This is a genomic window from Verrucosispora sp. WMMA2121 (assembly GCF_027460185.1).
GTDB lineage: Bacteria > Actinomycetota > Actinomycetes > Mycobacteriales > Micromonosporaceae > Micromonospora > Micromonospora palythoicola.
The window spans coordinates 1,343,937-1,367,887 of sequence record NZ_JAPZBH010000006.1; the positions used below are offsets into that span (position 1 = coordinate 1,343,937).

The 23,951-nt window shown below is 71.4% G+C and carries 23 protein-coding genes and 1 pseudogene; 14 read left to right on the forward strand and 10 right to left on the reverse strand.

From position 1 onward, the window contains the following. Nucleotides 1-7 precede the first annotated feature (7 nt). The 6 genes from purE to mca all read right to left on the reverse strand — a co-directional run bounded on the left by purE (nt 8) and on the right by mca (nt 7,762). Nucleotides 8-499 (reverse strand): 5-(carboxyamino)imidazole ribonucleotide mutase, encoded by a 492-nt coding sequence (gene purE, locus O7605_RS15025; RefSeq protein WP_269739769.1) that lies wholly within the window; start codon nt 497-499, stop codon nt 8-10. Continuing rightward, the gene (locus tag O7605_RS15030) at nt 496-1,692 is read right to left on the reverse strand and encodes a 5-(carboxyamino)imidazole ribonucleotide synthase (RefSeq protein ID WP_269739770.1); all 1,197 of its coding nucleotides are present in this window, start codon (nt 1,690-1,692) and stop codon (nt 496-498) included. Before O7605_RS15030 ends, purE begins: the two co-directional genes overlap by 4 nt. Before the next feature lie 12 nt (nt 1,693-1,704). Continuing rightward, nucleotides 1,705-3,783 carry a thioredoxin domain-containing protein gene (locus O7605_RS15035; protein ID WP_269739771.1) on the reverse strand — a complete coding sequence of 693 codons (2,079 nt, stop codon included), beginning with the start codon at nt 3,781-3,783 and terminating at the stop codon, nt 1,705-1,707. A gap of 43 nt (nt 3,784-3,826) precedes the next feature. After that, the gene (locus O7605_RS15040) at nt 3,827-6,295 is read right to left on the reverse strand and encodes a putative bifunctional diguanylate cyclase/phosphodiesterase (protein WP_269742641.1); all 2,469 of its coding nucleotides are present in this window, start codon (nt 6,293-6,295) and stop codon (nt 3,827-3,829) included. 240 nt (nt 6,296-6,535) lie between these two features. Then, complete coding sequence (locus O7605_RS15045; protein WP_164446060.1) at nt 6,536-6,832, reverse strand: hypothetical protein; 297 nt, start codon at nt 6,830-6,832, stop codon at nt 6,536-6,538. Nucleotides 6,833-6,880: 48 nt separating this feature from the next. Continuing rightward, entirely contained in the window at nt 6,881-7,762 is an 882-nt protein-coding gene (gene mca, locus O7605_RS15050; protein WP_164446061.1) for a mycothiol conjugate amidase Mca, read from the reverse strand. A gap of 220 nt (nt 7,763-7,982) precedes the next feature. Here mca and O7605_RS15055 point away from each other — a divergent pair, with 220 nt between their 5' ends. After that, a complete protein-coding gene (locus O7605_RS15055) occupies nt 7,983-8,417 on the forward strand; it encodes a DUF4307 domain-containing protein (RefSeq protein WP_269739772.1) in 435 nt (144 codons plus the stop codon). A gap of 191 nt (nt 8,418-8,608) precedes the next feature. After that, nucleotides 8,609-9,106 carry a transcription elongation factor GreA gene (gene greA / locus O7605_RS15060; RefSeq protein WP_164446063.1) on the forward strand — a complete coding sequence of 166 codons (498 nt, stop codon included), beginning with the start codon at nt 8,609-8,611 and terminating at the stop codon, nt 9,104-9,106. A gap of 60 nt (nt 9,107-9,166) precedes the next feature. Here greA and ilvA read toward each other — a convergent pair whose 3' ends face one another. The 4 genes from ilvA to O7605_RS15080 are packed head-to-tail and all read right to left on the reverse strand — an operon-like array spanning nt 9,167 to nt 13,911. Continuing rightward, nucleotides 9,167-10,387 carry a threonine ammonia-lyase gene (gene ilvA / locus O7605_RS15065; RefSeq protein ID WP_269739774.1) on the reverse strand — a complete coding sequence of 407 codons (1,221 nt, stop codon included), beginning with the start codon at nt 10,385-10,387 and terminating at the stop codon, nt 9,167-9,169. A 2-nt stretch (nt 10,388-10,389) separates the two neighbouring features. After that, nucleotides 10,390-11,298, reverse strand: a complete 909-nt coding sequence (locus O7605_RS15070) for a DUF4328 domain-containing protein (RefSeq protein ID WP_269739775.1) — start codon at nt 11,296-11,298, stop codon at nt 10,390-10,392. A gap of 44 nt (nt 11,299-11,342) precedes the next feature. Then, nucleotides 11,343-12,752 carry an amidase gene (locus O7605_RS15075; protein WP_269739776.1) on the reverse strand — a complete coding sequence of 470 codons (1,410 nt, stop codon included), beginning with the start codon at nt 12,750-12,752 and terminating at the stop codon, nt 11,343-11,345. Nucleotides 12,753-12,768: 16 nt separating this feature from the next. Further along, nucleotides 12,769-13,911, reverse strand: coding sequence for a cystathionine gamma-synthase (locus tag O7605_RS15080; protein WP_269739777.1), 1,143 nt, complete (start codon nt 13,909-13,911; stop codon nt 12,769-12,771). A gap of 76 nt (nt 13,912-13,987) precedes the next feature. Between O7605_RS15080 and O7605_RS15085 the strand changes: the two genes are divergently transcribed. The 12 genes and pseudogenes from O7605_RS15085 to O7605_RS15135 all read left to right on the forward strand — a co-directional run bounded on the left by O7605_RS15085 (nt 13,988) and on the right by O7605_RS15135 (nt 23,922). Beyond that, on the forward strand, nt 13,988-14,314 hold the full coding sequence (locus tag O7605_RS15085; protein ID WP_269739778.1) for a hypothetical protein: 327 nt from the start codon (nt 13,988-13,990) through the stop codon (nt 14,312-14,314). 2 nt (nt 14,315-14,316) lie between these two features. Continuing rightward, nucleotides 14,317-15,009 (forward strand): nucleotidyl transferase AbiEii/AbiGii toxin family protein, encoded by a 693-nt coding sequence (locus O7605_RS15090; RefSeq protein ID WP_269739779.1) that lies wholly within the window; start codon nt 14,317-14,319, stop codon nt 15,007-15,009. 57 nt (nt 15,010-15,066) lie between these two features. Further along, nucleotides 15,067-15,483 carry an HIT family protein gene (locus tag O7605_RS15095; RefSeq protein ID WP_269739780.1) on the forward strand — a complete coding sequence of 139 codons (417 nt, stop codon included), beginning with the start codon at nt 15,067-15,069 and terminating at the stop codon, nt 15,481-15,483. 74 nt (nt 15,484-15,557) lie between these two features. Then, nucleotides 15,558-16,217 (forward strand): peptide-methionine (S)-S-oxide reductase MsrA, encoded by a 660-nt coding sequence (gene msrA / locus O7605_RS15100; RefSeq protein ID WP_269739781.1) that lies wholly within the window; start codon nt 15,558-15,560, stop codon nt 16,215-16,217. A 95-nt stretch (nt 16,218-16,312) separates the two neighbouring features. Then, on the forward strand, nt 16,313-16,597 hold the full coding sequence (locus O7605_RS15105; protein ID WP_269739782.1) for a type II toxin-antitoxin system Phd/YefM family antitoxin: 285 nt from the start codon (nt 16,313-16,315) through the stop codon (nt 16,595-16,597). After that, nucleotides 16,594-16,884 carry a type II toxin-antitoxin system RelE family toxin gene (locus O7605_RS15110; protein WP_269739783.1) on the forward strand — a complete coding sequence of 97 codons (291 nt, stop codon included), beginning with the start codon at nt 16,594-16,596 and terminating at the stop codon, nt 16,882-16,884. Before O7605_RS15105 ends, O7605_RS15110 begins: the two co-directional genes overlap by 4 nt. 41 nt (nt 16,885-16,925) lie before the next feature. After that, nucleotides 16,926-17,003: pseudogene (locus O7605_RS32120) on the forward strand (peptide-methionine (S)-S-oxide reductase MsrA); the annotation flags it as partial. 297 nt (nt 17,004-17,300) lie between these two features. Beyond that, complete coding sequence (locus O7605_RS15115; protein WP_269739784.1) at nt 17,301-19,085, forward strand: N-acetylglutaminylglutamine amidotransferase; 1,785 nt, start codon at nt 17,301-17,303, stop codon at nt 19,083-19,085. Between the two features lie 2 nt (nt 19,086-19,087). After that, nucleotides 19,088-20,980, forward strand: a complete 1,893-nt coding sequence (ngg, locus tag O7605_RS15120) for an N-acetylglutaminylglutamine synthetase (protein ID WP_269739785.1) — start codon at nt 19,088-19,090, stop codon at nt 20,978-20,980. Then, nucleotides 20,977-22,170, forward strand: coding sequence for an osmoprotectant NAGGN system M42 family peptidase (locus O7605_RS15125; RefSeq protein WP_269739786.1), 1,194 nt, complete (start codon nt 20,977-20,979; stop codon nt 22,168-22,170). Before ngg ends, O7605_RS15125 begins: the two co-directional genes overlap by 4 nt. A 316-nt stretch (nt 22,171-22,486) precedes the next feature. Next, entirely contained in the window at nt 22,487-23,416 is a 930-nt protein-coding gene (locus O7605_RS15130) for a ribonuclease Z (protein WP_269739787.1), read from the forward strand. Then, a complete protein-coding gene (locus O7605_RS15135; RefSeq protein WP_269739788.1) occupies nt 23,413-23,922 on the forward strand; it encodes a GNAT family N-acetyltransferase in 510 nt (169 codons plus the stop codon). The genes O7605_RS15130 and O7605_RS15135 overlap by 4 nt, the downstream gene beginning before the upstream one ends. Nucleotides 23,923-23,951 lie beyond the last annotated feature (29 nt).

The following is a 23,951-nucleotide window of genomic DNA, read 5'->3' on the forward strand; positions in this document are numbered from 1 at the left end:
TGTGGCGTCAAGCCAGGGAGGCGCGGAGTGCGGCGTCCTTCTCGGCGACCAACTGCTCCAGGTCGGCCTGGTAGGCCGACATCCGGTCGAGCAGGGCGCGGTCGGCGGCGGCGAGGATGCGGACGGCGAGCAGCCCGGCGTTGCGGGCGTTGCCGATGGACACGGTCGCCACCGGCACACCGGCCGGCATCTGCACGATCGACAACAGCGAGTCCATGCCGTCGAGGTGCTTCAACGGCACCGGTACGCCGATCACCGGCAGCGGGGTCACCGAGGCGACCATGCCGGGCAGCGCCGCCGCGCCACCGGCCCCGGCGATGATCACTTTGAGTCCCCGATCGGCGGCGGCCCGACCATAGTCGATCATTTTGACCGGGGTGCGGTGCGCCGAGACCACCTCGACCTCGTACGGCACCTCGAATTCGGCGAGCACGTCGGCGGCGGCCCGCATCGTCGGCCAGTCCGAGTCGCTCCCCATGATCACACCGACCGTGCTCATGCCGCTTGTTCCTCCGGTGTTCCGTCCCGCAGCCAGCGGGCGGCCCGGGCAGCCCGGGCGCGTACCTCGTCCAGATCGTCACCGAGCACGGTGACGTGCCCGATCTTGCGGCCGGGGCGCACCTGCTTGCCGTACAGGTGGACCCGGGCGGTCGGCTCGGCGGCGAAGAGGTGGTGCAACCGCTCGTCGATCGACATGCCGCCGGGCTGGCCACCGAGCACGTTCGCCATCACCACCACCGGGGCGGTCAATGAGGTGTCGCCCATCGGATAGTCCAGCACCGCGCGCAGGTGCTGCTCGAACTGTGACGTCCGGGCGCCCTCGATGGTCCAGTGCCCCGAGTTGTGCGGGCGCATCGCCAGCTCGTTGACCACGAGCCGGCTACCGCCCGGCACCGTCGGGTCGACCATCTCGAACAGCTCCACGGCCAGCAGGCCCACCACGCCGAGCGCGGTGGCCAGGTCGATGGCGAGTTGCTGGGCGGCGACCGCCAGTTCCTCGGCCAGGCCGGGCGCCGGGGCCAGCACCTCGACGCAGATGCCGTCGCGTTGCACGGTCTCGACGACGGGATAGACCGCGACCTGCCCGAACGGTGAGCGCGCCACCTGCACGGCCAGCTCCCGGCGCAGCGGCACCCGCTCCTCGACGATCAGCTTGGTGCCGCCGGTGAGCAGCGTCTCCGCCAACTCGCTCGCGGACGCCGGGTCGGTGGCCGGCCACACGCCCCGCCCGTCGTACCCACCACGGGCGGCCTTGAGCACGACCGGCCAGCCGACCTCGTCGCCGAAGGTGACCAGCTCCGCGGGGGATCCGACCGGTCGCCAGCGCGGGTTCGGTGCGCCCAGGGTGGCGAGCCGTTCCCGCATGACCTGCTTGTCCTGGGCATGCACCAGGGCGTCCGCGGGCGGGAACAGCTTCACGCCCTCGCCGGTCAGCGTGCGGATGTGTTCGGTCGGGACGTGCTCGTGGTCGAAGGTGACCACCTCGCAGCCCTTGGCGAAGGTACGCAGCGCGACGAGGTCGGTGTGGTCGCCGTACTGGACGTCGGCGGCGACCAGCGCCGCCCCGTCGTCCGGGGTGAGCGCGAGCACACGCAGCGACTGGCCGAGGGAGATCGCAGCCTGGTGGGTCATCCGGGCCAGTTGGCCGCCACCCACCATGCCGACAACGGGCAGACCGGTACGGGAATCCATAGCGGCGTCAGCCTAACCGGGCCGGTCCCGGCACCGGCCGGCGGATCCGGCTCGACGCAACTGTCCCACCAGCTCCTCGACGCCGGTCACCGGTCGCTGGCAGACGAAGCCCCGACAGACGTACGCGGTGGCCCGCCCGTCGACCAGCGGACGGTCGGCCAGCAGCGGTGTCCCGGGCCGGTCCGGGGGGCCCGCCACGATCACCGCGCCGGGTGGGGCGTGCCGGTAAGCCGCCGCCACCAGCGGGTCACCCGCCGGATCCTCGGTCGCCACCGCGATCTCGTACGGCCCGGAGAGCAGCGCCTCGCCCACGGTCGCCGCGTAACCGGTGAAGCGGGCGTGCCGCCCGACGATCGGCGCGACGGTGGACAGGGCCGTCTCGGCGGCCTCGCGGTAGCGGTTCTCCCCGGTCAACGCCGCGTACGCGACGAGGGCGGCGACGATCGCGGACCGACCCGAGGGGGTGGCGTTGTCGGTCGGGTCGGCGGGCCGGGCGACCAACTGCTCCGCGTCGTCGGCGGTGTCGTGGAACGCTCCGCCGGGCGCGGCGAAGTGGGCCAGCGCCGCGTCGATGAGCTGACCGGCCAGGTCCAGCCACCGCCCCTCGCCGGTGACCTGGTGCATGGCGCAGAACGCCTCGGCCACACAGCCGTAGTCCTCCAGCACTCCGGCCGGATCGCCGACCCGGCCGTCGCGGGAGGCGCGGCGCAGCCGCCCGTCGACGACGTGCACCCGGGCGAGGTGCTCGGCGGCGTCCCGCATCGCCCCGTCGGCCACGATCGTGACCCCCTCCAACAGGTTCGCCTCGCCCTCGGTGCCGAGCCGGCCGGTGGTCTCGACCAGCCGGACGAACTCCGCCAACGCGGTGATCGCCAACCCGTTCCAGGCGGCCACCACCTTGTCGTCCCGCGCCGGCTGGGGTCGGGCGTCCCGGGCGGCCAGCAGTCGGCGGACCACCACCTGCCAGCGTTCCCGTACCGTCGGATCCGCGTCGTCGACGTCGCGCGCCAGCCGCAGCACGCTCGTACCGTGCTCGAAGCTGCCGGCATCGGTCACCGCGAACAGGTCGGCGGCCCACCGGCCGTCCTCCTCGCCCAGCACCTCGACCAGTTGGGCCGGCGTCCAGACGTAGGTCAGCCCCTCGACCCCCTCGGTGTCCGCGTCCAGCGCGGAGGCGAAGCCCTGCCCGGGCCGGTGCAGCTCGTCGGCGAGGAACCGGGCGGTGTCCCGGGCCACCCGCAGCGCCAGCGCGTCGCCGGTGAGTCGCCACAGCTGGGTGTAGACCCGCAGCAGCAGCGCGTTGTCGTAGAGCATCTTCTCGAAGTGCGGCACGGTCCAGTGCCCGTCCACCGAGTACCGGGCGAAGCCGCCGGCGAGCTGGTCGTGGAGGCCGCCACGGGCCATCGCCTCGCAGGTGTGCCGGACGATCTCCAGGCTCCGCGCCGAGCCGGTGCGTTGGTGATGGCGCAGCAGGAAGAGCAGGTTCATGTGCGGCGGGAACTTCGGCGCCCCACCGAAACCGCCGTTGACCTCGTCGTACTCGCTGGCCAACTGGTCGGCGGCGGCGTCGAGCAGCTCGGCGGTGAGCGGGGCGGTGGGGCCGCCGACGGCCTGGGCGCCGCCGATCGCCTCCACCACGGCGGCGCCCTGGCGCAGCACGGCCTCACGCTGGTCGCGCCACGCGGTGCCGACCGACTCCAGCAGCCGGACGAAGTTCGGCCGGGGAAAGTACGTGCCGCAGAAGAACGGGGTGCCGTCCGGCGTGGCGAAGACGGTCATCGGCCAGCCGCCCTGACCGGTCATCGCCTGCGTCGCGGTCATGTAGACCGCGTCGACGTCGGGCCGCTCCTCGCGGTCCACCTTGATCGAGACGAAACCCTCGTTCAGCAGCTTGCCGACCGCCTCGTCCTCGAACGACTCGTGCGCCATCACGTGGCACCAGTGGCAGGCCGAGTAGCCGACCGAGATCAGCACCGGCACCTCCCGCCGTTTCGCCTCGGCGAACGCCTCGTCGCACCAGGGCCACCAGTCCACCGGGTTGTCGGCGTGCTGGAGCAGGTACGGGCTGGTGGCGTCCGCGAGTCGATTCACCCGACGACCATATCCAGCCGGGCACCCGGTTGCCGGTCGGACGTCAGGAGGCGCCGTCGGCGCGGAGGGGGAGGACGTTCGTGGGGGCGCTGTCGCGTAGGGAGCCGAGGACGGCGGCGATCTTGTCGGCGGGCATCGGCTTGAAGAAGTGGTAGCCCTGGGCGGCGGTGCAGCCCAGCTCCGCCAGCGCGGACCGCTGCGCGGCCGTCTCCACCCCTTCGGCCACCACCCGCAGGCCCAACTGGTGGGCCAGACCGACGGTACTGCGCACGATGGCCGCCGCCTGGGGTGAATCCGCCATCTGCAGGACGAAGGAGCGGTCCACCTTCAGCTCGTCCACAGTGACCCGGGTCAGGAACGCCAGCGACGAGAAGCCGGTACCGAAGTCGTCCACCGCCAACTGCACGCCCATCGACCGCAACGTGGTGAGCACCTGGTCGATGACCTCCAGGTCGCTCATCACCACCGTCTCGGTGATCTCCAGGACCAGCCGGTCCGCCGGCACCTGGTGCCGACGCAGCGCCTCCGCGATCTCCGCCGGCAACCTCGGATCCAACAGGCTGCGAGCGGAGAGGTTCACCGAGATCGGGACGTCCAGACCCTCCCGGGCCCAGTCGGCGGCCACGGCGAGCGCCTTGTCGAGCACGTAGCGGGTGAAGGCACCGAGCTGCTCGCTGTTCTCCACCGGCCGGATGAAGTCGGCGGGCCCCAACCAGCCCCGCCTCGGGTGCCGCCAACGAATCAGCGCCTCCACACCGGTCGGTGCCCCGGTGACCAGGTCCACGGCCGGCTGCAACACCAGCACCAGCTGGTCGTCGGACTGCAACGCCTCCCGCAGCTCGGCGAGCAGGGCCAGCTGGTCGGTGCTGGCCGCGTCGCGTGCAGTGTCGTACGCGGCCACGCTGACACCACCCGACTTGGCCTGGTACATCGCGATGTCGGCCCGGCGCAGCAGTTCGGTCAGATCGGCGGTGCCGGCCGGGGCCACCACCACCCCGACGGAGACCTCGACGGACATCCGCACCCCGGCCACCTCGGTGGGGGCGGCCAGCCGCTCGGCGATGTCCCGGGCCTGACGCAGCGCGTACGCCATGGGCGCGGCGCGGTCGCCGACCAGCGGGACCGAACTCAGCAGCAGGGCGAACTCGTCGCCACCGAGGCGCGCCAGCAGGTCACCGGAGCGGGCCAGGGCACCCAGCCGGTTGGCGGTCAACCGCAGCAGTTGGTCACCGGCGGCGTGCCCGAGAGTGTCGTTGACCTCCTTGAACTGGTCGATGTCCAGCAGCAGCAGGGCGACCGGGTGGTCATGGGCCAGCTGCCGCAACGCCTGGTCGCCCTTGCCGAGCATCGCCGCCCGGTTGGCCAGGCCGGTCAGCGGGTCGTGCACCGCCTCGTACGAGGAGCGGGCCGTGACCAGGCGCAACTCCCGGTGGGTGGCGGCATCGTGCAACGCCGAGGCGAGGGCGTCGGCGAAGGCGGCGTGAGCGTCGCGTTCCCGACCGGTGGCCGGCGCCGTACTGGGAAAGCGCACCCGCAAGCGGCCCACTCGGGTATCGCCGACCGACAGGTCGCGGACCAGTTCCCCCGGTTCGGGCTCGTCGCCGCCGGGCGGAGCGATCTCCCGGTCGACCACCTGACCACCCGGGTCGCCCCGGTAGCGACGCCACCGACCGTCCCGCCGGGCCACCTCCACGTCGACCAGGTCCGCCTCGAACAGCGTCAGCGCTCCGGTGACGCCCGCCGTGGCGACACCTCGCTCGTCGAGCTGGTTCAGCGCCTTCGTGGCCTCGGCGAGCGATCGCCAAGTACGCCGATCGCGGTCCTCCCGCAACCGTTGCCGGTAGGTCTGCTGCAGCAGCCACAGCGGAGCGGGCAGCAACAGGAGCCAGCGTGGGTCGATCTCGATCAGCACCACCACCAGCACGCCGACCACCAGGTTGCCGACGAACATCAGCAGCTTGCCGCGCAGTGCGGCGAGCAGCGGGCGCCCGATCGGGATGCCGTGCCGCAGCGCCAGCATCACCCCGCCCAGCCAGGCGCTGGCGAGTAGATAGGCGAGGGCGCCGGCGGCCACCGCGAGCGCCAGCGCCGGGGTCGGACCAGCGAGCGTCGGCTGGCCCAGGGCGGTGGTGACCGCGACCGCCAGCGCGGTAGCGGCGGTGTGTGCGCTCGCGATTCGGATGACGTCCCAGGTGGCGCGTCCCTCGTCCACCAACGAGAGGGCCGTCCAGGCGAGCGCGACGCCGAGCAGCGCGGCCCCGGGCAGCCAGCCGGGTGGTACCAGGTAGAGGCAGACGACCAGGGCGGCTTCGGCCCAGGTGACGCTCACCACGCCGGCCGCGGCCCGGAACCGGAGCCGGGCCAGCTGGGACAGGGCGAAGAGGGCGACCGCGAAGCCGAAGCGGGCGGGCCCGGCGAGCGGATCGTCGGCGGGCAGCCGCGCCGGCAGGCTCAGGCCCACCACCGCAGTCACCAACGCGGTGGCCACGACGGCGGCGGTGAGCAGGTGCAGCCCTGTCGGCGTACCACGGACCCGGGGCCGGTCGAGCGGTTGACCGGCCCTGCCGGAGGTCACCGACCCCCTCCCGCCGACCCGGAACAGGCCGCGCGGCGGGCGGACACGACTGCGGTGGTCATCGGCGCCCCCTCCCGCGCAGCTTGAGGACTTTTGGTCCCCCCGGCGGAAGGCTAAGCCAAACCCGATGGTCGCAACAGGGGTCGACCATCCGGTTCGACGTGAATCATGCTCCGATCAGCCGTCGCGGCGCTGCTTGCGCCCGTTGGGAGCATCCGTGGATGAATCCTCCGTCACGATCCCACCTGTCGGATCATCGACCGAACGGTCCATCGACTCGGTGCCGGGCGCCGTCGGCCCCTCGGTCGGGAACCGGTCCGGAAGCCGGCGCAGCCGGGCGTTCATGTTCCGGATCAGCAGCACGGTGGCGGCACCGAGGACGAGAATGAGGAACAGGCCCATCGGCCCGGCGAGGCCACCGGTGCGGGTGTCCCCGAAGTTGTTCTGGGCGAGCACCTGAGCAGCGGTCAGCATGGGATTCCTCCGGGTCGCGGTGTGCGACCAGGGTAGCCCGCCGCCCGCTCAGCGGGCATGGGCCGTACCTCGCACGCCGGCGAACAGGTCCGACTCCGGCATCGGGCTGTCGACCGACGACCGGACCAGCTCGAAATCCTCCGTCGGCCAGGCGCGCTGCTGCAGCTCCATCGGCACCTGGAACCAGAAGCCGTCCGGATCCACCTGGGTGGCGTGCGCCCGCAGCGCGTCGTCGCGCACCGGGAAGTACTCGGCGCAGGGCACCCGGGTGGTGATCCGGGGCCCCTTGTCCGGCCGGTCCTCCCAGCGGGTCAGCCACTCCGCGTACGGCGACTCGGCACCGGTCGCGAGCACGGCCTCGTGCAACGCCAGGATCTTGCCCTTGGAGAAGCCGATGTCGTAGTAGAGCTTCAACGGCTGCCACGGCGCGCCCAGTTCCGGGTAGCGCTCGGCGTCGCCGGCCGCGTCGAAGGCCGCCACGCTGACCTTGTGGCACATGATGTGGTCCGGGTGCGGGTAGCCACCCTCCTCGTCGTAGGTGGTGACCACGTGCGGGCGGAACTCACGCATCAGCCGCACCAGCGGGCCGGCGGCCACGTCCACGTCCTGGAGGGCGAAACAACCCTCGGGCAGCGGCGGCAACGGATCACCCTCGGGCAGACCGGAGTCGACGAAACCCAGCCATGCCTGCTCGATGCCGAGGATCGCCCGGGCCGCGTCCATCTCGGCGCGACGGATCTCGGCGATGTTCGCCCAGACGTCGGGACGGTCGAGCTTGGGGTTGAGCACGCTGCCCCGCTCACCGCCCGTACACGTCACGACCAGCACGTCCACCCCTTCGGCGACGTACTTCGCCATCGTCGCGGCGCCCTTGCTCGACTCGTCGTCGGGGTGCGCGTGAACGGCCATGAGTCGAAGTTGCTCTGCCAAGGTCGGCGCTCCTCGTCTCTGCCCACCGGCGACCCACCCCGGGCCCCCGTTGACCTGCCGGATTCCTCCCCGTAGCGGCATCGGACCGCGCCGGCCTGTCATATTTGACCCCAGCCGTACGCGACGCTGAGCCAGATCTGGCGACCGAGTCGAACAGGAATGGCGGACTCTGCCATTCTTGCCGATACCGCTGACAACAACGCCAGGGAGATACCCGACGGTGACCGAGACGCACGCCACACTTGGACCGGACGCGCCGGTTTTCCCACCCGGTCGGTACGGTCGCCGCCGCGCGCCGCGCCGCCGCCGCCCGGTGCTGGCCGCGCTGCTCGCCGTCGTCGTGGTCGCGACGCTCACCGCCGTCTCGGTCCGGCTCTACCGGCAGTACGGCGATCCGGCGTACGACGCCCAGGTGATCAGCTACGGCGACATCACGGACGACCAGGTGGTGGTCGACTTCCGGGTGAACCTGCCGGACGGTGGTTCGGCGGTGTGCGTGCTGCGCGCCCGGGACCACGCCGGTGCCGAGGTGGCCCGCGAGGAGGTGCCGGTGACCGCCGTCGCCGGGCAACCTCACGTCACCGTCCGGCACCGCCTCGCGACCACGGCGCGGCCGTTCATCGGTGAGGTCGTCCGCTGCCGGCCACCCGGCTGAGATCCGCCACGAGAGCCGCCCGCTCTCCTGCGCCTCGGGTCCGGACGCCGACAGCCCGCGGCGGTCGACGGCCCCCGGTCCGGGCAGCCCGTCGATGCGCCCGGCGTGATCGCCGACACTCCTTGTCGTAGGGCACTGGTAACTTGGAGGTTCACCTGTCAGCCAGCACGCACAACCGAGGAGGACCGCCTGTGTCCAATGGCAACGAGGCGCCCGCCACCTGGCTGTCCCAGGACGCGTACGACCGCCTGAAGGGCGAGCTCGACGAGTTGATCGCCAACCGGCCGGTCATCGCCGCCGAGATCAACGCCCGGCGTGAGGAAGGCGACCTGCGCGAGAACGGCGGCTACCACGCCGCCCGCGAGGAGCAGGGCAAGGCCGAGGGGCGCATCCTCTACCTGAAGGAGCTGCTCCGCACGGCCCAGGTCGGCGAGGCGCCGACCGTCGACGCCGTGGCGCCCGGGATGGTCGTGACGATCTACTTCGACGACGACGCCGACGACACAGAGACTTTCCTGCTCGGCTCGCGTGAGATCGCCTCGACCACGGACCTGACGGTCTACAGCCCCGAGTCGGCCCTCGGCCAGGCGATCCTGGGCGGCAAGGCGGGCCAGGCCTGCACCTACACCGCTCCGAGCGGCGCCGACATCAAGGTGACCGTGGTCAGCTTCGAGCCCTTCTCCGGCTGACCGTCGTCGTCCGCCGGCCGAGCCGGCAGTCCGATCGTCCAGAGGCGTGACGCCACCGCGTCACGCCTCTGGTGCGATGGTCACCTGGTAGCCGCTGGCCCGCAGCGCGCTGATCAGCATGTCGGAGTGTTCGACGCCACGGGTCTCCACCGACAGCGCCACCTCCACCTCACCGAGGCGCAGGTGCGGGTTGGCCCGCTGGTGCACCACGTCCACCACGTTCGCCCGGTGCTCGGCGATCTCGCTCAACAGCGAGGCCAGCTGTCCGGGCCGGTCCGAGCAGCGCACCGTCACCCGCAGGTAGCGACCCGCCGCCGCCAGTCCGTGCTCGATCACGCGCAACATCAGCAGCGGGTCGATGTTGCCACCGGAGAGCACCACCACCGCCGGCGCGGTCACCTCGACAGCACCGGCCAGCAGGGCCGCCACGCCGACCGCCCCGGCCGGCTCGACCACCTGCTTGCCGCGTTCGAGCAGCATGAGCAACGCCCGGGAGATGTCCTCCTCGGAGACGGTGACCATGTCGTCGACGAGCTTGCGGACGTGGCTGAAGGTGACGTCGCCCGGCCGACCGACCGCGATGCCGTCCGCGATGGTGGTGAAGGCCGGCAGCCGGACCGGCTCGCCCGCGACGAGTGACGGCGGGAAGGCCGCCGCGCCGGCCGCCTGCACCCCGATCACCCGAACCTCCGGCCGGAGCGCCTTGGCGGCAACCGCCAGCCCGGAGATCAGTCCTCCCCCGCCCACACCGGTGACGATCGTGGTGACCTGCGGGCACTGCTCCAGGATCTCCAGCGCCACCGTGCCCTGCCCGGCGATGACGTCCCGGTGGTCGAACGGATGGATCAGCACTGCGCCGGTGCGCTCGGCGAACGTCTGCGCCGCGACCAGAGACTCGTCGACCGTGGCACCGATCAGCTCGACCTGGGCGCCGTATCCCTTCGTGGCCGCCACCTTCGGCAGTGGCGCGTTCACCGGCATGAAGACGGTGGCGTGGGTGCCGACCAGGCCCGCGGCGAGCGCCACACCCTGTGCGTGGTTGCCGGCGCTGGCCGCGACCACGCCCCGGGCATGCTCCTGCGCCGACAGCCGCGAGATCCGCACGTACGCGCCGCGCACCTTGTACGACCCCGCCCGTTGGAGGTTCTCGCACTTGAGCCAGACCGGCCCGCCGAGCGCGGCGCTGAGCGGGCGGGACGGCTCCAGCGGAGTGGTCCGGACGACCCCGTCGAGCAGGTCCCGGGCCGCGCGCACCTCGTCCAGGCTGACCAGTTCCGTCATGCCTAGATCGTGCCACCCGCCCCGTCCGGCGTCGGCGACGCCCGACCCGGAACAGCCGGCGGCGGACCGGTGAACGGTACCGGTGCCGGGACGGCCGAGGCCGGGTCCGGCGATGCGGCCACCGTCATACCGGGCAGGATCGGGCCGGCGGGCATCGACCGGGCGATTCGGGCGGTTTGCGCAGTGGAGATGCTCTGGATCAGCACGATCAAGGAACCCCCCGCCACCGTGCAGAAGATCGCCGGCACCAGGTACTCACCGGTCGCCCGCAGGTAATGGTCGGCGTACGCCTGGAAATCGGACGAGGTCCGCGGGTACGGCAGAGCCTCGTACTCGGCGGCGGCGGAGCGCGCGAACATCCGTTCCGCGAAGAGGAACACCAGCCAGCTGCCCCACCACACGTGCACGAGCACCGGGGTACCCAGCCGCCAGAGACTCTCCCGGGCGATGTTGCCCACCACCCGGTGCGGCATCACGAAGTTGACGAACGGCACCAACCATCCGGCGATCGCCCACCCGTCGGAGTTGGTGGGCCCGGCACCCGGGAAGGCGTCCAGGTTCGTCCGGGCCCGCCAGGTCCAGACGATCACGAGCACGATCGCGACCAGGAACGCGACCTGGTAGAGCAGTGCCGCCGCCAGTTCCAGCACCCCCGCGGTGAGCAGGAACGTCTCGCCGTCGAGGGAGTCGGCCGCCCGCTCGGCGAGCATGGCGTTCACCGGCTGGACGGCCACCGTCAGCAGCAGGAACGCGGTGGTGGCGGCGACGGCGACCGAGGCGGCCCGACCGACGCCCCGGACCCGTCGCACCCGGGCGCCCGGGTCGACGGCCGGCGCGCCGACCGGCGTGCGGCAGGTCGGGCATTCTCTGGTGCGTACGTCGGTGTCGGTGTCGCAGGTGTGGCAGCGCATGCCCGGCGGTCCTCCCCTGTCGCGGTGCCGGGGAGCCTAGATGATCAAGCGTTGGCTGGCCAGCCCGTTCCGACCCGCGGATATCCGGGTGCGTGCCGAGGCCACGGGCTCGCCATCTCGAACTGACCGGCGACGCCGAGCAGCAGCAGTTCCGACCCGGGTGGTCCGACCAGTTGCACGGCGAGCGGCAGCCCGTCCGGGCGGCGGCCCACCGGCACCACCAGGGCGGGCAGGCCGGCGATGTTCCACGGCGCGGCGTAGGGCGCGTACCGGATGCTGGCCAGCATGTTGGCCTGCCAGGAGCGGGTCGACCAACTGGCCGCCGCCGGCGGTGCGCTGGCCAGCGCCGGGGTGAGCAGCAGGTCCACCGAATGGTCGGTGAAGAAGCCGATCGACCGCTCGCGCCAGGCCGACCGGTCGGCCTCCCGGACGTACCCGCGCCGCCAGGCCCACTCGCCGAGGGCGACGTGCCGGCGGCTGCGGCGTTGCAGGGCACGCCGGTCGACCCCGGCGTCGCGCACGTCCGCCGCCGCGGCGGCGAACCAGGTGGCGATGCCCTTCAAACCCAGCGACGTCGGGTACACCGGGTCGGCCGGCACCGTGTCGTGCCCCGCACCGGCGAGCAGCCGACCGGCGGCGGCGACCGCGTCCCGGTTCGGCGCGTCGGGTGAGACGCCCCGCACGGGCGATCGCAGCGACACGCCGACCCGCAGCCGCTGCGGCGGTACGAGCTTGCTCTGGGCACGCCCGGCGAGCACCTGGAAACCGACCGCCGCGTCGGCGACGGTGGTGCTGAGCATGCCGTGCTCGGTCAGGCCGAACCAGTCCTCCGCGCCGAGCTGGCAGGGCACCACCCCGCGACCGGGTTTCAGGCCGACCAGCCCGCAGCAGGCGGCCGGGATACGGATCGAGCCGAGCCCGTCGTTGCCGTGGGCGATCGACACCAGTCCGGCGGCCACGGCCGCGGCCGCACCACCGGAGGAGCCGCCCGGGGTGCGGGACAGGTCCCACGGGTTGCGGGTGACGGCGGTCTCGTCGTCGGTGCTGCCCCACAGGCCCAGCTCGGGCATCCGGGTGACGCCGAGGATCACCGCGCCGGCTCCGCGTAGTCGGCGGACCACCTCGTGGTCGGCCTCCGCCACGGGGGTACGGACGGCCGCGGAACCGTTCCAGGTGGGCACACCGGCCACCGGGGTGTTCTCCTTGACCGCGACCGGCACCCCGGCCAGCGGGAGGTTCGCCAGGTCCTCCTGCTCGTCGACCTTCTCCGCCTCGGTGACCGCCTCCCCGCCGCGTACCGCGCGGAACGCGGCGAGGTCGACGTCGGTCTTGGCGACATGGTCGAGGTGGTCGGCGAGCACCTGGGTGGCGGAGACGTCCCCCCGGCGTACGCCCCGGGCGATCTGTTTGGCGGTCGCCCCGACCCAGGTCGGCATGATGTCCTGCACGGCCACCCTCCCAAGCCAGCGGTCAGCCCAGCGCCTGCTCCAGATCGGCGAGCAGGTCTTCGACCGTCTCGATGCCGACAGACAGTCGCACGAGATCGGAGGGAACTTCAAGCGGCGAGCCGGCAGCACTCGCGTGTGTCATCCGGCCGGGGTGTTCGATCAGGGATTCCACCCCACCGAGGGACTCGGCGAGCACGAAGAGCCGGGCCCGGTTGCAGATCTCGACGGCGTGCTCCTCGCCCCCGGCGGCCCGGAAGGAGATCATGCCGCCGAACCGGCGCATCTGCTTCGCCGCCACCTCGTGCCCGGGGTGCGTGGGCAGGCCCGGATAGAGCACCTGACCGACCTTGGCATGTCCGTCCAGGTACGCCACGATCCGTTCGGCGTTGTCGCAGTGCCGGTCCATGCGTACCCCGAGGGTCTTGATACCGCGCAGGGTCAGCCAGGCGTCGAACGGACCGTTGATCGCGCCCATCGCGTTCTGGTGGTAGCGCAGTCGCTCGCCGAGGTCGGCGTCGGCCGCCACCAGCGCGCCACCGACCACGTCGGAGTGCCCGCCGACGTACTTGGTGGTCGAGTGCACGACCACGTCCGCGCCGAGCGTGATCGGCTGTTGCAGGTACGGCGAGGCGAACGTGTTGTCGACCACCAGCAGCGCCCCGGCGTCGTGCGCCACGGCGGCCAGGGTGGCGATGTCGGCGATGCCGAGCAGCGGGTTGGTCGGGGTCTCCACCCAGACCACCTTCGTGACGCCGGGCCGGATCGCGGCCCGCACGGCGTCCGCGTCGGAGACCCGGGCCGGGGTGTACGCCAGGCCCCACCGCTCGGCGACCTTGGCGAAGAGCCGGTACGTGCCGCCGTACGCGTCATCGGGGATCACCACGTGGTCGCCCGGACCACAGACGGTACGCAACAGGGTGTCCTCGGCGGCGAGACCGCTGGCGAAGGCCAGGCCGACCCGGCCGGCCTCCAGCGCGGCCAGGCACTCCTGGAGCGCGTCCCGCGTCGGATTGCCGGAGCGGCTGTACTCGTAGCCGAGCCGTGGCGCGCCGACCGCGTCCTGGGCGTACGTGCTGGTCTGGTAGATCGGGGGGATCACCGCGCCGGTGCGGGCCTCGGGGTCCTGGCCGGCATGGATGGCGAGCGTCTCGAAGCCATGGGTCATTCCGCAGACGTTAGTCCTCCCGCCCGTCCCACCGTATGAAACCCACCCTGCCGGCCGGCTGGGTCATACTGGGCCGATGAGTCCGACGGAAACGCTGGCGTCTCGCCTGGCTGGCGCGGCCGACCGCATCCCGACGTCACTGGACCAGCTCACCGGGCCGGAGTGTGGCCACGTCGTACTGCCCCTGCGTTTGGCCTGGTCGGGTCTTACCGAGTTCGACATCGCCGATCCGCGGCAACGACTGACTCTGTACCGGACGTTGCTCGACTGCGGCCAACGGGACGATATCGTCCGCTACGTCAACGCGACGCTGCTCCGCAACGACTGGCCCCGCGTCAGGCGCCTCACCTCAAGGCGTCTGGTGGCGATCTGGGAACGTCGGCTTCCCGAGCTCGTTTCCTGAGTGTGGATGAACTACACCTTCGATTGCTGCGCGTCGGCTTCACTGCTGGCGACGACCTCGGGCTCGTCCTGGCCGGCGGCTACGCCCTCGCCGCACACGATCTTGTCAAACGACCGTCCCGGGACATCGACTTCGCGACAGCCACCACTCTTCCTCTACCGGTCGTGGCCGCGCGCCTTGTCGATGCGTACGTCGCAGCCGGATTCGACGCGCGCATCATCGAGGCGACCGCACGGATGGCACGGTTGATGGTCACCGCAACAGATCAAGCGTGCGAGGTTGACCTGTTGAAAGAGGCGATCGGGCCACCCGCCGCGCTCAAGCTTGGGCCCGTTCTCGCCTTCGACGACGCGGTCGGCCTGAAGATGCGAGCGCTTCACGAGCGCGCCGCGCACCGTGACTACATCGACATCCACGCCGCCAACGACCGCCTCCGTCGGCCCGACCTGGAGTCTCTGGGTGCCCGACACACGGTCGGATTCTCGTTGGAGGAGTTGGCTGACCGGCTCGGCGCCATCGGTGAGCTGGACGACGAGACGTTCACCGCGTACGGGCTGACGGACCCGAGGATCGTCGAGCTACGTGGCTGGGCCATCGCCTGGGAGGCGGACATCCGGTCCCGGCTGGCGAACGGGGAGACCGGTCCGGTCCCGGTGGCCGGCGACGAGTGGGACGCGTACCTCGACCGGCTGTGACCGGCGGTGCGCGGGTGGCGGCGGGCGGCGGCACCCGCACCGGCTTAATCTGGCGGGATGGCGGGTTGCGTGTTCTGCGGGATCGTGGCCGGTGAGGTTCCGGCGTTCCGGGTGACCGACGAGCCGGACGGGGTCGCGTTCCTGGACACCCGGCCGGTGTTCAAGGGACATGTGCTGGTGGTGCCGCGCACCCATCTGGTCACCCTCGCCGACCTGCCGCCGGAGTCGCTGCCCGGCTACTTCGGGTTGGTGCGGCGGATCGCCGTGGCGGTCGAGTCCGGTCTCGGCGCGGGCGGCACCTTCGTGGCGATGAACAACCGGGTGTCCCAGTCGGTGCCACACCTGCACACCCATGTGGTGCCCAGGACGAAGGGCGACGGGCTGCGTGGCTTCTTCTGGCCGCGTACCCGCTACGCCGACGACGCCGAGGCCACCGCCTACGCGGCCCGGGTCGAGGCGGCGCTGGCGGCCTGACGGTGCGCGACGCGGGTAAGGAAGCGAGGTCCGCCGGTGTTGCACGCGGGGAAGGGTACGAAAGGAGTTCCACCGTGTTCCTCCGCCGCTTGAAGGCCGAGATGATCTCACCCGACCGGGCCCTGCCCGGCCGGCCCATCGCGATGCCGGTGGCCGACCGGCACGAGGTGCTCGGGACCCCGCTGAAGGGCCCGTTCCCCGAGGGCTATCAGGTCGCCGTGTTCGGTATGGGGTGTTTCTGGGGAGCCGAGCGCCTGTTCTGGACCCTGCCCGGCGTCTTCACCACCTCCGTGGGTTACGCGGGTGGTTACACCCCCAACCCGAGCTACGAGGAGGTCTGCTCCGGGATGACCGGGCACACCGAGGCGGTCGAGGTGGTGTACGACCCCACGAAGATCAGCTACGAGGATCTGCTGAAGGTCTTCTGGGAGAACCACGACCCGACCCAGGGCATGCGCCAGGGCAACGACGTGGGCACTCAGTACCGGTCCGCGATCTACGCCAGCACGGACGAGCAGCTCGCGACCGCCGAGGCGTCGCGGGAGGCGTTCGCGCCGATCGTCGCCCGCGCCGGCAAGGGCGAGATCACCACGGAGATCGCCCGGCTCGGTGACTACTACCTGGCCGAGGACTACCACCAGCAGTACCTCGCCCCGACGAAGAACCCCAACGGCTACTGCAACCACGGCCCGAACGGCCTGACTTGTCCGGTTGGCGTGGCCAAGACCGCGTAGCGCCGCAGGCTACCGGGCCGATGGCCCGGTAGCCTGCGGCACCAAGCCTCAAAATTTGTACAGACTTCACGCCAGCAACTGCCTATACTTCGAGCATGACTGTCGTGCCGTTCACCGACGCTCGCAACCGCCTCTCGGAACTCATCGACGAGGTGACCTCGACCCATGAGCGGATAGAGATCACCAAACACGGCCACGCCGCCGCGGTGCTCATCTCCGCCGACGATCTCGCAGCCTTGGAAGAGACGCTGGAGGTCCTGTCCAGCACTGAAGCCATGCGGCAACTTGCCGAATCCAAGGCAGCCGTCGAAGCCGGTGACGTTCTCGACGCCGACGAACTCGCGGCGTTGATGGCGAAGCGGTCGAAGCAGGCACGGTGACTGGCCCAGTCCCCGACCGCTACCGACTTCAGGTCGCCGGCCCGGCCGCACGCGCCTTGGCTGGGCGGCTGCCAGAAAAGATCGCCGCAGCCGTCCACGAGTTCATTACCACCGCTCTCCTCGACAACCCCCATCGCGTCGGCAAACGACTGCTTCTGCCACCGTTCGAGGGAACCTGGTCGGCCAGACGGGGCACGTATCGAGTCCTATACGAGATCGACGAAGACGACGGCGTCGTGACCGTGACGGCAATAGAACATCGCGCCGACGCCTACCGATCGCGTTGATTCAACGGCGCGAATCAGCACATCACCGCTCGCCAGGGTTCAAGAACCCGAACGGCTACTGCAACCACGGCCCGAACGGGCTGAGTTGCCCGGTCGGGGTGGCGCGTACCGCCGGCTGAGCGACCACGCACGACGCACGCCATGACGACCGGCCCGCCGATTCGGCGGGCCGGTCGCCGTGCGCGCCCCCGACCACCGGTCTGTGACCACATCCACGCTGCACGTATTGCGGCATTCGTCACACCGGGAGCCACTCCTCATAGGCCGCAACGGGCACCAGACGGGTAGGAACAGCACAGCGCCCGGTCGACCGTGACACCTGCTTGATCGCGGGGCGCGGATTCTAGCAATGCTGTTACACGACCGTCATGGTCTCAACAGGCTAATCGCAACATCCTCTGGCAGCATGGGCACACATGTGCGGACTGGCTGGGGAGTTCCGACGGGACGCGACGCGTGCCGACGTCGCAGCGGTGGAACGGATGGCCGCCACCATGTGCGATCGGGGGCCGGACGGCAGCGGGGTGTGGTCACAGGGGCCGGTCGCCCTCGGCCACCGCCGTCTGAAGATCATCGACCTGTCGGCGGCCAGCGGTCAGCCGATCGTCGACTCCGCCGCCGGCCTCACCGGCGTGTTCAACGGCTGCATCTACAACTACCGCGAGCTGCGTGCCGAGCTGCAGGCCAAGGGCCACCACTTCTTCTCCAGCGGAGACAGTGAGGTCGTCGTCAAGGCGTACGCCGAGTGGGGGCTGGACTTCGTCGACCACCTGATCGGCATGTTCGCCGTGGCGATCAGCGAACGGGACACCGGCCGTCTGGTGCTGGCCCGCGACCGGCTCGGCATCAAGCCGCTCTACCTCGCCGAGTCCGCAGGTGTGGTGCGCTTCGCCAGCACCCTGCCGGCGCTGCTGGCCGGCGGCGGGGTGGACACCGGCATCGACCCGGTCGCGCTGGCCCACTACCTCAGCTTCCACAGCATCGTGCCGCCGCCGCGCACCATCCTGCGCGGGGTCACCAAGCTGCCACCGGCCACCGTGCGGGTCTACGAGGCCGACGGCCGCAGCCACGAGCGCGTCTACTGGGATCCACCGTTCCTCCGCCGCGACGAGCACTCCGGATGGTCCGAGCGGGAGTGGCAGGACGCGCTGCACGAGTCACTCACCACCGCCGTACGTCGGCGGATGGTCGCCGACGTGCCGGTCGGCGTGCTGCTCTCCGGTGGGCTGGACTCCAGCCTGGTGGTCGCCCTGTTGGCCGGGGAGGGGCAGCGCGGGCTGTCGACCTTCTCCATCGGCTTCGACGCCGTCGGTGGCCGGGAGGGTGACGAGTTCCGCTACTCCGACGTGGTCGCCAAGACCTTCGACACCGACCACCACCAGATCCGGGTCGCCGCCCAGGATCTGGTTCCGCCGCTGGAGGCGGCCGTCGCGGCCATGAGTGAACCCATGGTCAGCCACGACTGCGTCGCCTTCTACCTGCTCAGCCAGGAGGTGTCGCGGCACGTCAAGGTGGTGCAGTCCGGTCAGGGCGCCGACGAGATCCTGGGCGGCTACCACTGGTACCCACCGCTGGCGCAGGTCGGCCGGGAGCAGGCCCTCGAAACGTACGCCCGGGCCTTCTTCGACCGCGACGGCGCCGGCCTGGCCCGGGTGCTCAACCCTGACTGGCTCGCCGACGGCGATCCGGCGCGGGAGTTCGTCGCCGCCCACCTGGCGCGGCCGGGAGCGCAGACCGCGGTCGACGCCGGCCTGCGCATCGACACGCAGATCATGCTCACCGACGACCCGGTCAAGCGGGTCGACAACATGACCATGGCGCACGGGCTGGAGGCCCGGGTGCCGTTCCTGGATCACGAGTTCGTGGAACTGGCCGCCGCCTGCCCCCCGGAGTTGAAGCTGGCGCAGGGCGGTAAGGGTGTGCTGAAGGAGATCGGCCGTCGTGTGCTGCCGCACGAGGTCATCGACCGGCCGAAGGGTTATTTCCCGGTGCCGGGCCTGACGCACCTGGAGGGCAAGCTCCTCGACCGGGTACGCGACGCGCTGTCCGCTCCGGAGGCCCGCCGCCGCGACCTGTTCCGCACCGATTACGTCAACGCCCTGCTCGACGCGCCCAACGCCGAACTGACCCCGTTGAACGGAAACAAGCTGTGGCAACTCGGACTCCTGGAAATGTGGCTCCAGAGCCACGGAATCGACTGAGCGTGACCGACACCCTGGCCACCGGCGTAGCCCGGACCGACCGGGGCCGCGGCGCGGGCAGGCGGTACGAGCGGGTCGGGCCGGGCGGTGATCCGATCGCCACCGGTGGCGCCGAACCGACCGCCGACGAACGCCCGGGCACCGGTGCGGACGTGATCGTCGACTGCGGTTGGGGACGGCTGGTCTTCGGCCAGACGTTCGCCGACCAGTCCGCGGTCGCCGACGTGCTGCGCTCCGAGGCGGCCGGAGCCCGGGACATCTGCATCTACCTGCGGGATCCGCACGTGCTGGTCTCCCGGCTACCCGACGAGCTGTTCATCGACCCGTCGCTGACCTTCCGGCTGCCGCTCGGCGGGGACCGTCGCGGGCCCCGTCCCGGTGCCGGAACGACCGAGGAGGCCGGCACCGCCGAGACGCCGGCACCGCTCGACGGCCGCAACGAGCTGCCCGGGGTACGCATCCGCAGGTTGCGCGACGCCGCCGACGCGGACGCGGTCAACCGGATCTACGCGGCCAATGGCATGGTCACCGCCCCGGTCGACGTGCTTGTCGACAACGCCGCGACCGACCGGTTCCTGCACCTGGTGGCCGAGGCGGTCACCGGCGAGATCGTCGGCACCATCACCGGCATCGACCACGTGGCGGTCTTCGACGACCCGGACAACGGCGCGAGCCTGTGGTGCCTGACCGTCGACTTCAACCAGGCTCCGCCCGGCACCGGGCAGGCACTGATCACCGAGCTGGCCAGCCGGCTGGTCGCCCGGGGTCGCGCGTACGTCGACCTGTCCGTGCTCGCCGAGAACGCCGGGGCGATCCGGCTCTACGAGCGGCTCGGTTTCTACCGCACCGCCACGCTCTGCGTGAAGCGGAAGAACCCGATCAACGAACGGTTGTTCCTGCCGGCCATGCCGGTCGGATACGACAGACTCAACCCGTACGCCCGGATCGTCGCCGACGAGGCGATGCGGCGGGGCATCCGGGTGGAGGTGACCGACCCGGAGTGGGGCGAGCTGCGGCTGACCAGCGGCGGCCGGACCATCCTCACCCGGGAGTCGCTGTCCGAGCTGACCTCGGCGGTGGCGATGAGCCGCTGCGACGACAAGCGGGTCACCCGTCGGATCCTGACCGAGGCCGGCCTGTCGGTACCGCGTGGGCGCACCGCCACCGGCGACGCCGCCGACGCGGAGTTCCTGGCCGAGGTGGGCCAAGTGGTGGTCAAGCCGGCCCGGGGCGAGCAGGGCAACGGCATCACCGTCGGGGTGCGCACCCCCGAGGCGCTGGCCGCCGCCGTCGAGCTGGCCGCCCGGTTCTGCCCGGAGGTGCTGCTGGAGGAGCTGTGCTCCGGTGAGGACCTGCGGGTCGTCATGATCGATCACGAGGTGGTGGCCGCCGCCGTACGCCGGCCCGCCTCGATCACCGGTGACGGCGTGCACGACATCGCCGAGCTGATCGAGCGGCAGAGTCGCCGTCGGGCCGCCGCCACGGGTGGCGAGTCCCGCATCCCGCTCGACGACATGACCCGGGACGTGGTCACCGAGGCCGGCTACCAGCTGCACGACGTGCTGCCGGAGGGGCAGGTGCTCGCCGTGCGGCGCACCGCGAACCTGCACACCGGTGGCACCATCCACGACGTGACCGGCGAGCTGCACCCGCTGATCGCCGAGGCGTGCGTCGCCGCCAGCCGGGCCATCGACATCCCGGTCACCGGGCTCGACCTGCTGGTGCCGGCACCGGACCAACCCGAGCACGTCTTCATCGAGGCCAACGAGCGGCCCGGGCTGGCCAACCACGAGCCGCAGCCCACCGCCGAACGCTTCGTGGATCTGCTCTTTCCCGGGACTCGGGCACCGCAGAAGCTGTGGACCCCGGCGGGTGCGGCACCATCTGGGGCATGACCGTACGCAAGACCACTCCGCTCCCCATCGACCTGGACTATCTCCGTCAGGTGCTGGTCGAGCTGCTCGACATACCGAGCCCCTCGGGGCGCACCGACCACGTGCAGCAGTACGTGGGTGAACGCCTGTCCGCGCTCGGCATCCCGTCGACGCTGACCCGCCGGGGCGCGCTGAGCGCCTGCCTGCCCGGTCCCCGCGAGACCGGCGCGGACCGGGCCATCGTGGTGCACACCGACACCATCGGCGGGATGGTCAAGCGGCTGAAGGAGAACGGCCGGCTGGAGCTGAAGCCGATCGGTACGCACAGCGCCCGGTTCGCCGAGGGCGCCCACGTACGGATCTTCACCGACGACCTGGACCGGGTGGTCACCGGTCAGGTGCTGCCGCTCAAGGCCAGTGGTCACCGCTACAACGAGGGTGTCGACCTGCAGGGCTTCGGCTGGGAGCAGGTGGAGGTCCGCGTCGACGAGCCGGTGGAGGACCTCGCCGGGCTGCGGGCGCTCGGCATCGACGCGGGCGACTTCGTGGCGTTCCTGCCGAACCCGACGGTCACCCCCAGCGGGTACGTCAAGTCCCGTCACCTGGACGACAAGGCCGGCGTTGCCGCGGTGCTCGCCGCCCTGAAGGCGATGGTCGAGGCCGGGATCAAGCCCGCCGTGACCGCGCATCTGCTGGTCACCGTGACCGAGGAGATCGGCCACGGCGCGTCGCACGGCCTCGACCCCGACGTGGCCGAGATCGTCTCGGTGGACGCGGCGGTGGTCGCCCCCGGTCAGCAGTCCCGGGAGCACTCCGCCACCCTGGCGATGGGCGACGGCGTCGGGCCGTTCGACTACCACCTCACCCGTAACCTGGCGGCGATCGCCCGGGAACACGACGTGGATCTCGTCCGGGACGTCTTCGACTACTACCGCTCGGACGTGGCGGCGGCCGTGGAGGCCGGGGCGCACGCCCGGGTGGCACTGCTCGGCTTCGGCGTCGACGCCACCCACGGTCACGAGCGCACCCACCTGGAAGGGCTGCGCCACCTGGCCCAGTTGATCTGCCTCTACCTCCAGAGCGACCTGGTGTTCCCCGAATGGGACGCCGAGCCGGAGGGCGATCTGGCGGACTTCCCGTCGCTGGCGGTGCAGCCGGCCAACGCGGAGGGCCCCCGCGAGGGTCCGATCGGCATCGCCCAGACCTCCTGACCGGAGCCGCGACGGCGGTGTGATCGAAATCCGTTGCCGGTGGGCCGCCGGCTGGATAGCGTGGCGGTACACGGGAAAGGAGGTGGTCCAGACTTGTATAGCAATCGGACTCGTGAGGTGGCTGTCCGCTAGCCGCTGTCCTCGACAGTGACAGCTCGTCCCTCGGGACGGGCACGGTAAGAGTCGTCGAGACCGTGTGGCAGCGGTGCGGCGAAACCACGACAGCCACCCGACCCCCGGGGTGCCGGCCCAGTCCAGTCGGCCCGCGCGTCAGCGCGGAAGCCCCGGGGGTCGCTTCATTCCACCGGAGGCGGCCGTGTCCATGCGCGAGCTGGTGGTGCTCGGCACGGCGAGCCAGGCGCCCACCCGGACCCGCAACCACAACGGGTACGTGCTGCGCTGGGACGACGAGGTGATCCTCTTCGACCCCGGCGAGGGCAGCCAGCGGCAACTGCTGCACACCGGCGTCACCGCCACCGACCTGACCCGGATCTGCGTCACCCACTTCCACGGCGACCACTGCCTCGGCCTGCCCGGCACCATCCAACGCCTGTCCCTGGACCGGGTGCCGCACCCGGTTGCGGTGCACTTCCCGGCCGGCGGTGCCGACTACTTCGCCCGGCTGCGACACGCCAGTTCCTTCCACGAGACCGCCGAACTGGCCGTGGCGCCGATCGAGGTGGACGGGCAACGGATCGCGCTGCGCTGCGGGACGCTGGAGGCGCGTCGGCTGCGGCACCCCGTCGAGACGTACGGTTATCGACTGGTGGAGCCGGACGGCTGCCGGATGCTGCCGGAGCGACTGGCCGCGTACGGCATCGCCGGGCCGGCGGTCGGTGAGCTGCACCGCACCGGCCACCTCGACCTCGACGGGCGCCGCGTCACCCGGGACGAGGTGAGCACGCCACGACCGGGGCAACGGTTCGCCTTCGTGATGGACACCGGCCTCTGCGACGGGGTGTACGCCCTCGCCGAACACGCCGACCTGCTGGTCATCGAGTCGACGTTCCTGGAGTCGGAGGCCGCGCTCGCCGCCGAGGTCGGGCACCTCACCGCCGGCCAGGCGGCGCGGGTGGCGGCCGAGTCGGGGGTACGCCGACTCGTGCTCACCCACTTCTCCCAGCGGTACGCCGATCCGGCCCGCTTCGCCGACGAGGCCCGCCGGCACTTCGACGGAGACCTGGTCATCGCCGAGGATCTGGCCACGGTTCAGGTGCCACCCCGGCGGGTACTCTCGGCTGGGTGAGCGTCACGCTGCGTCCGGCAGAGTCGGCCGATCTCCTGCCGGTGGGCGCCCTGCACCAACGTTCCCGGGTCGCCGCGTACTCCTCGTTCCTGCCGACGGAGGCGCTCGCCGACCCGACACCGGAGGCGATGGGTGAGTACTGGGTGCACCGATGGACCTGGGAGCGGGCGGACCATCTGATGACCGTGGCCGAACGGGACGGTGTGCTGGCCGGCTTCAGCTACTTCGGCCCCGACGACGCGGGCGACCCGGCGACCGGCCTGCTCAACGCCATCCACCTGGAGCCGACCGAGCGCGGTCGCGGCGTCGGCCGGGCGCTGATGGTCGACGCCCTGACCAACATGCGGGCCCGCGGCTGGCGCCGCGCGGTCCTCTGGGTACTACGCGACAACACCCCCGCCCGCCACTTCTACGAGCGCGGCGGCTGGCGCCCCACCGGCCAACAGCGCGACGAGATGATCGGCCAAGCCCTCACCCCCCAACTCCGCTACACCCGCCCCCTCTAACCCCCCACCACCCCGTTGATCATGAGCGG

What these genes read in the sequence shown, in the direction of transcription:
- purE (WP_269739769.1), bottom strand. Translation starts at nt 499, where the DNA reads ATGAGCACGGTCGGTGTGATCATGGGGAGCGACTCGGACTGGCCGACG.
- O7605_RS15030 (WP_269739770.1), bottom strand. Translation starts at nt 1,692, where the DNA reads ATGGATTCCCGTACCGGTCTGCCCGTTGTCGGCATGGTGGGTGGCGGC.
- O7605_RS15045 (WP_164446060.1), bottom strand. Translation starts at nt 6,832, where the DNA reads ATGCTGACCGCTGCTCAGGTGCTCGCCCAGAACAACTTCGGGGACACC.
- ilvA (WP_269739774.1), bottom strand. Translation starts at nt 10,387, where the DNA reads ATGACGGAACTGGTCAGCCTGGACGAGGTGCGCGCGGCCCGGGACCTG.
- O7605_RS15070 (WP_269739775.1), bottom strand. Translation starts at nt 11,298, where the DNA reads ATGCGCTGCCACACCTGCGACACCGACACCGACGTACGCACCAGAGAA.
- O7605_RS15080 (WP_269739777.1), bottom strand. Translation starts at nt 13,911, where the DNA reads ATGACCCATGGCTTCGAGACGCTCGCCATCCATGCCGGCCAGGACCCC.
- O7605_RS15085 (WP_269739778.1), top strand. Translation starts at nt 13,988, where the DNA reads ATGAGTCCGACGGAAACGCTGGCGTCTCGCCTGGCTGGCGCGGCCGAC.
- O7605_RS15095 (WP_269739780.1), top strand. Translation starts at nt 15,067, where the DNA reads ATGGCGGGTTGCGTGTTCTGCGGGATCGTGGCCGGTGAGGTTCCGGCG.
- O7605_RS15105 (WP_269739782.1), top strand. Translation starts at nt 16,313, where the DNA reads ATGACTGTCGTGCCGTTCACCGACGCTCGCAACCGCCTCTCGGAACTC.
- O7605_RS15115 (WP_269739784.1), top strand. Translation starts at nt 17,301, where the DNA reads ATGTGCGGACTGGCTGGGGAGTTCCGACGGGACGCGACGCGTGCCGAC.
- O7605_RS15125 (WP_269739786.1), top strand. Translation starts at nt 20,977, where the DNA reads ATGACCGTACGCAAGACCACTCCGCTCCCCATCGACCTGGACTATCTC.